The organism is Bacteroides sp. ET489, assembly GCF_030518095.1.
GTDB classification, from domain to species: Bacteria; Bacteroidota; Bacteroidia; order Bacteroidales; family Bacteroidaceae; genus Bacteroides; species Bacteroides ndongoniae.
In genome coordinates, this window is sequence record NZ_JAULLJ010000001.1 from 107,472 (window position 1) to 120,258 (window position 12,787).

Genomic DNA, 12,787 nt, shown 5'->3' on the forward strand with positions numbered 1-12,787 from the left:
TTAAGGGTGTGTCAACACCCGACATACAAAAAAGAGCCCTCTCCCATTTCTTACCATTTGATAATTTCTGGTGGCTGGATTTGTTATACCTTTGCGCGCTCAAAAAGAAGATCAGAAATGGAAAACAACAAGCAGACATTGAAAGACAGTATCGACTTTGGCAGCATGCACATTCCTACTCTGTTCAGGAAGCTGCTGATTCCTACCGTACTGGGTATGGTATTTTCGGCCATCTTCATCATCACGGATGGTATTTTTGTGGGCAAAGGTATTGGCAGCGATGCGCTGGCAGCGGTCAACATCACAGCCCCGTTGTTCCTTATCAACACAGGAGTGGCGCTGATGTTCGGCATCGGAGCATCGGTGGTGGCATCTATCCACCTGTCGCACGGCAAACCGAAGGTGGCACGCATCAACGTGACACAGGCCATCATCGTTTCGTCCCTGCTGCTTATTGCCTATGCCGTGGCCATCCTGTGCAACGTGGAGCAGGTGGCACGCCTGCTGGGCAGCAGCGAACGGTTGCTGCCGCTGGCTGTGGAATACATGCACTGGTTTGTGCCGTTCCTGGTGTTCAGCGCCCTGCTCAGCTCGGGCATGTTTTTCGTCAGACTGGACGGCTCGCCCAACTACGCCATGACATGCAACATCATCCCGGCACTGATCAACATCTTCCTCGACTGGCTGTTTATCTACGTCTTCCGGTGGGGTATGTTCGGAGCAGCACTGGCTACCAGCCTGGGATATATTGTAGGAGCACTGATGATACTGGTCTACCTGATGCAACGGCAGCATGTGATCCGGCTGGAGCGCATCAAGCTGAGTCTGAAAAGCCTGCGGCTGACCGTGCGCAACGTGGGCTACATGATGCGGCTGGGGCTTTCGACCTTCCTGTGTGAAGCGGCCATCGCTACCATGATGTTTGTGGGTAACTATGTCTTTATCCGCTATCTGGGCGAAGACGGAGTGGCAGCCTTCAGCATAGCCTGTTATTTCTTCCCCATCATCTTCATGGTGTACAACGCCATTGCCCAGTCGGCCCAGCCGATACTGAGCTACAACTACGGAGCCTCGCAGCCCGACCGGGTACGGTCGGCCTTCCGCCTGGCACTGTGGACGGCAGTGACCTGCGGTGTGGTGGTATTCATCATCACGGAACTGTTTACCGAAGGAATTGTGGGGTTGTTCGTCGATCGGGGCTGTGCGGCATACGACATTGCCCTGCACGGACTTCCGCTCTTTGCAGCCGGCTTCGTGTGCTTCGGAATCAACATTGTATCGATCGGCTATTTCCAGAGTGTAGAGCGAGACCGTCCGGCCATGGCTGTCACCCTGTTGCGCGGCTTCATCCTTGTGTTGCTGTGCTTCTGGCTGATGCCCATCATGATGGGGGTACCCGGCATCTGGCTGGCCGTACCTGCCGCCGAGACACTGACGCTGCTCTTCGTACTGACCATTTACTGCCGGGGAAGAAAGAGGAAAGAGAAACTTGAAAATTACCTCCTACGGAAACCGAAGATAAAAAGACATGGAAAAATTCGTTGACATATTCAGCAAGAAATACAACCTGGACAGCAAGGATGCAGCTGCCCTGCTGGCCCTGATGGAACCAGTGACTTACCGCAGGGGCGAAGTACTGGTGCACGAAGGAGAACTTAATACCTCGTTCTACCTGATAGGCCAGGGCATCTGGCGCGGCTATTACCTGCGCAATGGCGTAGACGTGAGTATCTGGTTTGCCACCACCGGCGAATCGCTCTTCTCGACCCGGGGATACATGGGCGGAAGACCATCCGGAACTTCGATCGAAGCCATGAGCGACAGCCTGCTATACCGCATCGGGCGGCAGGAACTGGAAGCCTTCTTCCACTCGTCGGCAGCAGCTGCCAACCTGGGCAGGCGGATGTTTGAACGGGAGTTTCTGATGTTTGAAGAAAGGCTGATCAACGAAGGAGCGACACAGGCCAAAGAACGGTACCTGTCGCTGCTGGAACGGATGCCCGAACTGCTGCAACACGTACCGCTGAAGCACATTGCTTCGTACCTGTACATCACTCCTCAGTCGCTGAGCCGTATCCGTGCCGAACTGGCACGAAAAGCCGGAAGCGAAATCAGTCGCCCACGCGAATGATCTGCTGCACTTCGACCACTCCGTCGTAATCGGCAGCAAAGCCTTCGGAGGAAGGCCCCATCATCTTCACCTTCAGTTCGGCTGAAACAGGAGTATAGGGTTGGGAACCGGCGGGCAAAGCTGCCTCGTAACGTTTCTTCAGTTCGCCCGAACGGTCGACTACCCAATAGGACAAGGTATCGCCTTCGGGGGTAAAGGAATAGGCTTCGTGGCCCATAATGAGTCGCCCCTTACAGGTCTGCACGGAATCGGAAACCGTCGTTTCCTCATGCACATCCGTTGCTTCCGACGTTCGGGAAGAGGGACGGCAGGAGAACAAGCACAAGGTTGTCCCCATCAAGAAAAAGAATACCTGTTTTTTCATGCTTCTATTATTGATTTAGTAATGAATCTGTGTCGAAGATAGACATTTTTCTTTCATAAACGTATTTTCACCAGACAAAAGTTTGCCGGATTCATTTAAATTAGTACATTGTGCCGCCATAATACAAAATGTACAAATACAACCTAATAATCATGAAACGCACCGACCTCTACTTCATCGTGATTGTCGCGGCTCTGTTCGCGCCGTTCTTCGTATCCGAAAGCCTGTATGCAGGCTATCAGTCGTTCAATGCCGCACACGGCATGGTGATGAGCTTCCTGAAATTTGCCTTTCTTTCTACGCTGGGTGAACTGCTGGGCCTGCGCATCAGTACAGGAAAATACCTGCGCAAAGGCTTCGGCGTATGCCCCCGTGCCGTAGTATGGGGTGTGCTGGGTATGGGCATCAACCTGGCTTTTATCGTGTTCTCGACAGGTGTGCCTGCCGCAGCCGCTTACCTGGGAGTGGACAATCCGGCGGGCATCATGGCGGGGCCTTTCTGTATGGAAAAGATTGGGCTAGCATTTGCCATCTCCGTCTGCCTGAACAGCATCTTTGCCCCTGTATTCATGACCTTCCACAAGATAACGGACACACACATCCTGGCTACAGGCGGAACGCTGCGCGGTCTGTTCACCCCCATTCCGATGGGTGAGATCATGCAGAACCTGAACTGGCGAGTACAGTGGGGATTCGTGTTCAAGAAGACCATTCCCCTGTTCTGGTTTCCTGCACACACCATCACCTTCCTGCTGCCGGGCGAGATGCGGGTGCTGTTCGCTGCGTTGCTGGGAGTAGCGCTGGGGGTGATACTGGCTATCGCTGCACGTAAAAAATAAAGCGTCTTTTGGGAAGGGACGGATGGCACGGAAATGCAGGGATAGCCGATACGCTTTCCCCGTGTTGTTCCGTGCCATCCGTGCCTGAAAAGGAACAGCCCTTGACCTAGCACAGTTTCTTCGGATTACTGCGGTTGCTGCTGTAGCGTATAGTTCAGTTCTGAATCGATAGGCTTCAGGTCGCGATCAAGCATTGTCAGTTTGTCACCAAGGAAAAGGAAGTTCATCGTCTCTTCCTCTTTGTCGAAAGGAACGAACTGGAAGACGGTGGCATCCTTGTCTACCGCATTGCCGCGCAAGGTATACTGACGTCCGCAATACTCGAAGGTGCGGTCCTGTCCGTTCTCGGCTTCCAGATAGGTGAGCCGTGCCCTGAACACGCCATCGCCACTATGCTCGTAGTTGTAAAGGGTTATGTCGTACACAATGCCGGGACAGGAGGCAGCCGGCAAGGTGCCCCGATAGATGCGCGTCTGCAATTCTCCGGTACCCTCGGCTTTCTTCAGGGAGTCGAGCAAAGCCTTGTCCTGAGGAGCGACAATGACTTCGGCTGTACGGTAGTAGTCGATGCGATACGATCCGGAGCGTCCCAGCGTCATGGAGTCGGGAGTCAGCTTCACGACATCCAGCGTGTCCGAGAAGTCAATGGTTTGTCCGTTTCCGATGCTCTTTCCGTTGAGTATCAGGCGGTCGCCCGACAGGCTCCACGATTCATACTTCAGCGTAGCCATACCGATGGAAGATGCAGTGCCATCGGCATTCAGGGTCACTCCCTGCACAATCTGAGGATTGGCAGGCATGACTTCAATCCAGTTTCCGGTAAAATCTCTCTCGTTTTTCTGAGTGGCTGTGTGGCACGAAGCCAGTAAGCCGGCAGCCACCACCAGCATCATTGATTTTCTCATGGTTGATTTACGTTTTATAGATAACAGTATGCTTATTTCTTTTCGGTGAAAGCGATGGATTTGCCCTCTGCCGAGAAAGTCAGTGTCATATCCTGTCCCTTACCGCGAATGTCGACAAACGGATTTTTGTATCCGTAGCCCGAAGCGGTCACATATTGGCGAAGCAGGTAGTCGACACCGTCGTAACGGATCTGAGCCAGCCCTGCCGTAGTGAAGAAAATGGCAGAAAGAGCTTCACCCTGTTTGCCTGCAAACTCGGCCTGACGTTTGTTTTCGCATCCGGTAGTGGCATACAGCACTTTTCCTCTTCGTGACACCAGCCACTCGTCAGCGCACCGTTCGAACATGTATGTATCATCGTCTTCTATATTCCACACTGCGGTGCCGTCGGGGCGGACACGTTTTTCCAGTACGACCGTCTCTTCGGGCATGAACAGTTCGACCTTGGATGAGTCGGACGGAAATACCGCAAAGGCAGCCGTCGTAGCCTGCGGATCGACAGCAGACAGCATACGCATCCCGTCTTCGAAAATCCGGATTTTCTTGTCGAGTACCTTGGAGTATGTGTACCCCATGGCCGCATCGCTTCCGCCGATGGGAGCTGTTTCGGTATCAGTGTTTTTCGCCTGTTTGCTGCCACACGAAATCAGCAGGAGTGAAGCAGCCAGAAAGAAATAGTGTCTTTTCATAAAATAATGGTTGTTTGTTAGTTTATAAAATAATTGCATAACACAAGTATCAGCCAAAAGCAGACTTCCACTTGTCCGGTCCACACAAATGTAAGCAAAAACCGGCAGGGCAGAAAGCCATCAAGCAGCGTCTGTTACGAAATATAACAAATAATGTATGAAATGGTGCACTGCGCATACGAAATATCATTTATGGAAGACCAGATAACTGGTATTCGGATAGACATGCTCCTGCGAAGTGCCCAGCCATAAGATTTCTTGGGGTGTACGGCAAAATGCATAGGCATCGCCACCGGGCAGGTAAAGGGCATCGAACATACCATAATCGGCCAGGGCTTCCGAGAAATCGTAGAGCGACTCACGCTGACGGCTCAAGACGACGTAGACACGGGGATCGTCCTTCTTGCGGGCCACTGCTCTGCGCAGGGATTTTCCTTTCAGGCGGTTCGGCCAGATCTTTCCACCGATGACCAGCGGATATTGCCTGAAAAACGAACCCTGACGCTCGGCACAGTAGTTCATCACCGTGTCCGAGGCCGAAACACCCAGAAACAACTGCCCTTGCAGCAAGGCACCATAGCCTTCCTTCCGCTTGCCATTGCCGTAACGGCAACCATCCAATACAAAATCGCCCACAATGCCCAGATTGTCCTTGCGTACATCGGCAGCAGGCAGAGCCATCAGCAACGTTGTGTCCTGCACAGAGGGCAAGCCGATACACAGCCGGACATCGGTTCCTTCCAGTACAAACAGTTGCATCGGGACATCGTTCACCGTATCGGCCAGCAGGCTGACCCGGGCATGTGTCGCACTGTCCGTCAAAGGCTGCTGTTTTTTGTCTAACTGGAGAATATTTTTTTCCCAGTTAGGAAAAACTTTTTCCCCAACTGGGCGATTATTTCTGTCGGGTAAACACCACCAGCATACGATACAGGCAACGGCTACCAACAACAGTACGACGATTCCCCAAAGCCACCTGTTCCGCACGGGTCTTTTGCCACCGGCCGGCGAGCCCAATACCTGTATTTCGTCTTCTTCATGTTTCGTCATAATCCTGCCTCCTTTTCCAACAGTTCCTTCAGCTGCCGCAACGCTTCCCGCGAAGCCGACAATCTGAAAGTACCGTCCAGATCCATATCTGCTAGGACAAGCTCCTGCCTGGTCAGATTGATTTTATAAATGTAATTGCGATTAATGATCAGACTCTTTCCGATGCGGATGAAACAGGCCGCCGCTTCACCCAGCTGCGTCTCTACCAGCTTCTGCATACGCAGCAGGTTGAAGGCAAAGACGTGCTCCGTGCGGTTGTGGAGTACAACCGTCACATAATTACCGTCCGAGGAGATGTAAGCTATCCGCTCCGGCTTCATTCTGACCAGTTCGTTCGAGTTTGATACGACTAAGACCCTTTCCATGCGGCCTGCAATAAAAAATAATTGTGGGCAAAATTATGCCTTTTCCTCAGATCAGCATTCATTCTGCCCACAAAAGTTTTTAAATAAACCCGATATTTGCTAATTGCCCTACATCGAACTTTCAGTCAGTATCACCCCGTCCATCATGCGGATGATGCGGCGGGCCTCGCGAGCATTCTCTTCGGAGTGCGTCACCATGACTACCGTGGCACCGTCGGCATTGAGTTCCTTCAGCAGGGACATCACTTCGTTGCCATTGGCGGAGTCGAGGTTACCGGTAGGCTCGTCGGCCAGGATGATTTTGGGGTTGGTGACGATGGCGCGGGCAATGGCCACACGCTGTTGCTGACCGCCGCTGAGCTGCTGCGGATAGTGCTCCGAACGATGGGCTATCTGCATGCGGTCGAGGGCACGGTTCACCCGTTCCACCCGTTCGCGGACGGGTACGCCGGCATAGAGCAGCGGCAGCTCGACGTTCTCGAACACTGTCAGTTCGTCTATCAGGTTGAAGCTCTGGAAGACGAAACCTAAGTTACCATTGCGCAGATCGGTGCGGTCGTTCTCCTTCCATTGGGACACTTCCTGTCCCATGAACCACAGTTCGCCCGAGGTGGGATTGTCCAGCAGGCCTATGATGTTGAGCAACGTGGACTTGCCACAGCCCGATGGGCCCATGATGGCTACAAACTCACCCGAATGTATCTCCAGGTTCACTTCGTTCAATGCGATTGTCTGCACGCTTTCGGTGCGGAATATTTTGGTAAGGGCCACGGCCTTGATTACGTTATCTGTTTTCATATTGTTATTTTAGGAATTAAGGAGTGAAGAAATTAAACCGATACTTTAAATTCTTCATTCTTCATTTTTCATTCTTCATTTACTCGTATCTCAACGACTCCACCGGATTCTGCGACGCTTTGCGCCACGTCTGTCCTACGACCGTCAGCAGGGTGATGAGCACCGTCAGCAGACCGGCCAGCAGGAAGAGCCACCAGCTGATGGGCGTCTGATAAGCAAACTCGCTGAGCCAGCTACGCATCAGCCAGTAGCCTATAGGGCAGGCCACGACGAAGGCGATGCCGACCCACACTAAATACTCGCGGCAGAACATGCGCACGATGCGGTCGGAGTGTGCACCGTTCACCTTGCGGATGCCTACCTCCTTGGTGCGCTGTTCGGTGGAGAGTGCCACCAGGCCGAACACACCCATCATGGCAATGAGGATGGCCAGCACGGTGAAGAACAACAACATGCGGCTCTGCTGATGCTCGCGGGCGTAGTTCTGGTTCAGCTTGTCGGAGAAGAACTGGTAGCTGAAATCCTTAATGAAGGCATCGTCGCGCTTGGCAAACTCCTCAAACTTCTCCTTGATGAAGGCCAAGGTCTGCTGCCGCCGTTCGGGAGCTATCTTGATGTACAGATAGCTCAGAGCCTCGGGGTTGTACCAGATGTAGGCAGGCTTGATCTGCTCGCGCATGGACTGGAAGTTGAAGTCCTTCACCACACCCACGATGCGCAGCGGCATTCCCCACTCCGAACGGATTTCCATCCCGATGGGGTCGGCCACCTTCATGGCGCGCCAGGCCGTTTCGTTGATGACGGCGGTCTTGGTCTCACCCTGATCCCAGTAGTTGTTGAAGTCGTCATCCATCAGCTTGCCCTTCACCAACTGCATGCCGAAGGTCTTCACGAAGTCGCCGTCGGCCCACAGCTGCACCATGCGCACAGAGTCGGTGCGTCCGTCCACATCGGTCCATTCCACCTTGCTGCCGTCCTTGTAATTAGTGCCTTCGCCGAAGTTCTCGATGGGCGACGACATGGAGACGCCTTTGATGTCGGGATTGCGCAGGAGTTCTTGCTTGAAGTCGCCTACGTTGTACCACAAGCTGGTATAAATGCAAACAATGTTTTCCTTGTCCAGCCCCATGTCCTTGTTCTGCATGTAGTGCAGCTGCTTGAAGACGATGCCCGTCAGCAGCATCAGCACCAAGGCGATGACAAACTGCACGCACACTAATCCGCGTATCAGTCCGCCCTTGCGCCCCGTCTTGCGCCCGCCCTTGAAGGCCAGCAACGGATTGACGGACGAGAGATAGAAAGCCGGATAGCTGCCAGCCAGGCAACCCACCCCCACGATGCCGAAGAGCATGTAGAGCACCACGCTCCAACTCGCCTCCAATCGCAGGTCGGTCTCCATCACCCGATTGAACAAGGGCAGTGTCAGCTCGGTCAATGCCATGGCCAACACCAAGGCGATGCATGCCTGCACCATTCCTTCGGACAGGAACTGCCCGATGAGCACACGGCGTTTGGCTCCCGTCACCTTGCGCACGCCCACCTCCTTGTAGCGCAGCGAGGCGCGGGCGGTGGACAGGGTGGTGAAGTTGAACGCCCCCATGAAGATGACAAGCACCGCTAAGGCGATGAACAGATAGACGGTGGAGAGGTTACCGTGCTTCTCCACGTCGGGGTCGGCAAAACGGGTATGCAGATAGATGTCGTGCAAGGGCTGGAAGCCGAGACGTACGTTCTTCTCGCCACGGTCGGCCAGCAGGCGGCTCATGGCCTGCGCCTCGCTGCGGAGCATGGTCGATCCTTGCTTCATCTTGACATAGACGTGCATGCTTTCCGTGAAGGTATCCCAATCGATGCTTACGCCTCCCCTGCCATATGCATCCATCGACATGGCCATTTCAAAGCGGATGTGACTTTTGCGGGGAATGTCCACCACGGCCACCACCGTATAGACGTCGTTGGTGGAGTTGCCGAACGAAAAGGTCAGCTTCTGCCCGACGGCAGGGCCCGAACCGAAGAACTTGCGGGCCAGTTCGGAGGAGATAACCACGTTGTTCGGATTATCGTTGATGCGTTGGAGGGTACCTTCCACCACGGGGAAGGTGAAGAAACGGAAGAAGGTGCTGTCCACGTAAACTTCGGTCACCGTCATCTTCTTTCCGTCTTCTGCCTCGTAAGAGTGCCGGTCGCCGTACTTGATGGCCGTCGCGTCCTCCACCTGCGGGAACTTCTGCCGGAAGTCCATGGCCAGCGTGCGTGGCAGGCGGGGGGACTCCTTCACCTCTCCGCCCGCTTCGCGGCGAAGCTCCGTCACACGATAGATGCGGCTGCCGTCGCGGAAGCAGTCGTCGTGCGTCAGTTCGTCCACCACCCACAGGTAGATGAGGAAGGCAGCCGTCAGGCCCAGCACAAAGCCCATCAGGTTGATGGAGGAGAACAGCAGGCTCCGGCGGATGAGCCGAAGCGCCACTTTGATGTAATGTCTTAGCATAATTCTGTTGTTATTCGGGTTTTACAAATATACTGTTTTCTACCACTTTCGCCAAGGAGAAGTTTTGGTGTCACTCCATCCGTACAATGACCAATTCCTCTTCCTTTACCTGCTTCGACAGGGGCAGGTCGGGCAGCATCTCCTTCAGCCGCTTTCCTTTGAAGAGGATGGCGGCCTGGTCGCCTGCCGTCAGCGAAGGCAGTAGGGAGATGTCTTTCCCTTCTACCCGGAAAGGCAGGTTGGCGTATGTATAACGACCTTCTTTGTCGGTCTGTCCGGGCAGGCTGAAGAAGTCGCCCGTACGCTTGTCATAGATTAAGGTGTAGAGCGTCACCTTCCCCTGGCTGCGGGCATTGGGCGAATCGTAGCCATACGACAGCTGGATCAGCAGGTGTCGGGTTGTTTCTATCCAGCTGTCGACCAGGTAATAGCCGTCGAGACTATTATTCAGACTGCCTGTCACGTACTTGCCCGTGGGGCGCTTTAGTGTGCCGAAGTCCAGCCGCCAGACGGCCTTGAGCGTAGAGGCATCCGCCAGCTCGTAGACGGTGTTGTCGTATGCCATAAGCAGGCGGAGCTTCCCGTCATAATGATATACGGCGGTGTTTTCGCCACTGCGGTAGGTGGAGGTGGGCACGTAGTCCTCGGCATCGTTCACCGTAAATCGGCACAGCGTGTCGCCCTTCTGCCCGAAGGTATAGAGTCGCGAGCTGAAAGCCTCGGTCATCAGCCAGCCGCCTTCCGTAACGGCAAAGGCATTACCCTGTGTCCTGGCGATGGGCAACTTGCTGGGCAGTTGGTCGGGTGTCCACGGTTCGGCGGCTTCCGCAAGTGCGTCCCAAGGCAAGGTGGCGACAGCATACTCGTAGCCGTTATGTTCCTTCTGCTCCGTCTTTCCTCCATAGAGGCCACGGAGCTGGCGGACGGAAGGATCGTAGCCCACGCTGCGGAGGGTGCGGTTCATACGCATGCTATATCCGGTCTGTCCGTTACCCATCTTCATTTCACTGATTTCCACGTCATTCCTGAAGAGGACTTTGCGCAGTTTCATGTCTTTGTCCAGCAAGCAAAAGCCTTCGTAGTCCGTCATCAGCCAGCCGTCGTCCACGGGTCTCAACTCCGCACCGAGGCCGTGTCCCTCGTAACCGGTGGGATGGAAAGAAAGGGTGCCCAATACGTTGGACTCCAGTGGACGTACATTCTTCAGGGCAGCGGGTACGTTGAGCACCTTGGCACCCGCACGGATAACAGTCGGCTGATGCTTGATGCCTGCGGGTGGGCGATAGTCGGCGGCAAAAGTATCCAAAGTAGCAGCAGCCTGTTGGCGACGGGCGGCCTGTTCGGCAGCCTGCGCCTCCAGTTCGGCTGTCGCTTCCTCGCGGCTCATGCCCGGACGACGTTGTCGGCACGAGGTTCCTATTGCCAGTAGAAACAATGTTAGTAAAAGTAAAGAGAGTCTGTTCATCACGATATACATTCGATTTACACAGAAAACAGGACAACATCTGTGCCAAACCATCAAGTTGCTATCCATCAGAATATTATCATCAAAAAGGAAGATAAAAAACGTCCGAATCCGTACACCAATCGCACGCTACCGTACAGCGTTTATCGGAAAAGAATACGTATCTTTGTAGGCACCACGGAGGACACAGAGTTACACGGAGTTTTTTATTGATGACTCCCATTAAACTCTGTGACACTCTGTGTCCTCTGTGGTGAAAAACAAAGCCCCATGAAAAAAGGAAAAATACTCATCGTAGACGACAACGAAGACATCCTCTTCACCCTGAAAATGCTGCTGCGCCCGCTGGCCGAACAGGTAACTACCCTCGACGATCCGCGCGAGATGCTGCCCCTGCTGTCGCGCGTCAGGCACGACGTCATCCTGCTGGACATGAACTTCCGCCGCGATGCTGTCAGCGGACGCGAAGGCTTTGCCTGGCTGGAGGAGATATTGAAACTTGACCCGCAGGCAGTGGTCATCTTCATCACCGCCTACAGTGATACGGAGAAAGCTGTGCAGGCTATCAAGCAGGGAGCCACGGACTTCATCCCCAAGCCCTGGCAGAACGACAAACTGCTGGCCACCGTATCTGCTGGCCTGCAACTCAGCTTCAGCCGACACGAGGTAACAGTGCTGAAAGAACAAAAGAAGACCCTCGAACAACGTGCCGAAGCGCTGGCCACGCCTGCCGAACCGACACGCATCATCGGCGAATCGGCCGCTATGCAAGCCCTGCTACAGACCGTGCGCAAGTGCTCGGACACCGATGCCAATCTTCTGCTCTTGGGCGAAAACGGTACGGGCAAGGACCTGCTGGCCCGCTACATCTACGAGCAGTCGCCCCGCCACAGTAAGCCCTACGTAGCCATCGACTTGGGCAGCATCCCCGAACCGCTGTTCGAAAGTGAGCTGTTCGGTTACGAAAAGGGTGCCTTTACCGATGCCCGCCGCCCCAAGCCGGGACGCATGGAAGCAGCCACGGGCGGCACGCTCTTCTTGAACGAGATAGGCAACCTCAGTCTGCCCATGCAGGCCAAACTGCTCTCCGTCATCGAGCAACGACGTGCCTCGCGCCTGGGTTCCACAACCACTTATCCCGTGGACGTACGACTGATATGCGCCACCAACACCGACCTGTATGCCGCCATCGACCGACGCGAGTTCCGCCAGGACCTCCTCTATCGTATCAATACCATCGAACTGCGTCTGCCTCCTCTGCGCGAACGGGGCGACGACCTCTTCCTGCTGGCCGACTTCTTCGTGCAGCGCTATGCCCGCAAATATCACAAAGAGATAAAGGGCATCGGCCGTGAAGCACGCCGTCAGCTACAGCAATACCGCTGGCCGGGCAATGTACGCGAACTGGAGCATGCCGTGGAGCGGGCAGTTATCCTGACCTCCGGGCCGATGCTGGCCGCACGCGACTTCCACTTGCAAAGCCGCCTGACGCACGAGCCGATAGACGAAAAGGAACGATACAACCTAGAGCGCATCGAACGTGAAAGCATTGACGAAGTGCTCCGCCTGTGCAACGGCAACATTACCCTGGCCGCCGAGATGCTGGGCATCACGCGGACGTCGCTGTACCGGAGGATTGAGAAGTATAAATTGTAGTTGACAAGGAGACAAGGGAACAAGTTGACGAGTCTTT

At 54.5% G+C, this 12,787-nt stretch carries 12 protein-coding genes; 4 read left to right on the top strand and 8 right to left on the bottom strand.

From position 1 onward, the window contains the following. The first annotated feature begins 138 nt into the window (after positions 1 to 138). Together Q3C19_RS00475 and Q3C19_RS00480 are read left to right on the top strand one after the other, a co-directional pair. The gene (locus Q3C19_RS00475; protein WP_287641019.1) at positions 139 to 1,545 is read left to right on the top strand and encodes an MATE family efflux transporter; all 1,407 of its coding nucleotides are present in this window, start codon (positions 139 to 141) and stop codon (positions 1,543 to 1,545) included. Then, a complete protein-coding gene (locus Q3C19_RS00480; protein WP_022163744.1) occupies positions 1,529 to 2,131 on the top strand; it encodes a Crp/Fnr family transcriptional regulator in 603 nt (200 codons plus the stop codon). Before Q3C19_RS00475 ends, Q3C19_RS00480 begins: the two co-directional genes overlap by 17 nt. Here Q3C19_RS00480 and Q3C19_RS00485 read toward each other — a convergent pair. Beyond that, positions 2,112 to 2,495 carry a hypothetical protein gene (locus Q3C19_RS00485; protein ID WP_071149739.1) on the bottom strand — a complete coding sequence of 128 codons (384 nt, stop codon included), beginning with the start codon at positions 2,493 to 2,495 and terminating at the stop codon, positions 2,112 to 2,114. The two genes, Q3C19_RS00480 and Q3C19_RS00485, sit on opposite strands and share 20 nt — an antisense overlap. Before the next feature lie 152 nt (positions 2,496 to 2,647). On the opposite strand from Q3C19_RS00485, the gene Q3C19_RS00490 reads away from it, so the two are divergent. Further along, positions 2,648 to 3,334: a hypothetical protein gene (locus Q3C19_RS00490; protein ID WP_302726423.1), complete on the top strand. Its 687-nt coding sequence runs from the start codon at positions 2,648 to 2,650 to the stop codon at positions 3,332 to 3,334. Between the two features lie 125 nt (positions 3,335 to 3,459). Here Q3C19_RS00490 and Q3C19_RS00495 read toward each other — a convergent pair whose 3' ends face one another. The 7 genes from Q3C19_RS00495 to Q3C19_RS00525 all read right to left on the bottom strand — a co-directional run bounded on the left by Q3C19_RS00495 (position 3,460) and on the right by Q3C19_RS00525 (position 11,094). Then, on the bottom strand, positions 3,460 to 4,239 hold the full coding sequence (locus Q3C19_RS00495) for a lipocalin family protein (RefSeq protein WP_287640953.1): 780 nt from the start codon (positions 4,237 to 4,239) through the stop codon (positions 3,460 to 3,462). Positions 4,240 to 4,271: 32 nt separating this feature from the next. Then, the gene (locus Q3C19_RS00500) at positions 4,272 to 4,928 is read right to left on the bottom strand and encodes an MliC family protein (RefSeq protein ID WP_302726425.1); all 657 of its coding nucleotides are present in this window, start codon (positions 4,926 to 4,928) and stop codon (positions 4,272 to 4,274) included. Between the two features lie 186 nt (positions 4,929 to 5,114). Then, entirely contained in the window at positions 5,115 to 5,978 is an 864-nt protein-coding gene (locus tag Q3C19_RS00505; protein WP_302726427.1) for a hypothetical protein, read from the bottom strand. After that, positions 5,975 to 6,343: a LytTR family transcriptional regulator DNA-binding domain-containing protein gene (locus Q3C19_RS00510; protein ID WP_022163750.1), complete on the bottom strand. Its 369-nt coding sequence runs from the start codon at positions 6,341 to 6,343 to the stop codon at positions 5,975 to 5,977. Before Q3C19_RS00510 ends, Q3C19_RS00505 begins: the two co-directional genes overlap by 4 nt. Before the next feature lie 108 nt (positions 6,344 to 6,451). Then, the gene (locus tag Q3C19_RS00515) at positions 6,452 to 7,141 is read right to left on the bottom strand and encodes an ABC transporter ATP-binding protein (protein ID WP_071149744.1); all 690 of its coding nucleotides are present in this window, start codon (positions 7,139 to 7,141) and stop codon (positions 6,452 to 6,454) included. 79 nt (positions 7,142 to 7,220) lie between these two features. Then, positions 7,221 to 9,629 carry an ABC transporter permease gene (locus Q3C19_RS00520; protein WP_302726430.1) on the bottom strand — a complete coding sequence of 803 codons (2,409 nt, stop codon included), beginning with the start codon at positions 9,627 to 9,629 and terminating at the stop codon, positions 7,221 to 7,223. A gap of 70 nt (positions 9,630 to 9,699) precedes the next feature. Continuing rightward, positions 9,700 to 11,094 (bottom strand): DUF4933 domain-containing protein, encoded by a 1,395-nt coding sequence (locus Q3C19_RS00525; protein ID WP_302726720.1) that lies wholly within the window; start codon positions 11,092 to 11,094, stop codon positions 9,700 to 9,702. 270 nt (positions 11,095 to 11,364) lie between these two features. Between Q3C19_RS00525 and Q3C19_RS00530 the strand changes: the two genes are divergently transcribed. Next, entirely contained in the window at positions 11,365 to 12,750 is a 1,386-nt protein-coding gene (locus Q3C19_RS00530; protein ID WP_302726432.1) for a sigma-54 dependent transcriptional regulator, read from the top strand. The last annotated feature ends 37 nt before the right edge of the window (positions 12,751 to 12,787 follow it).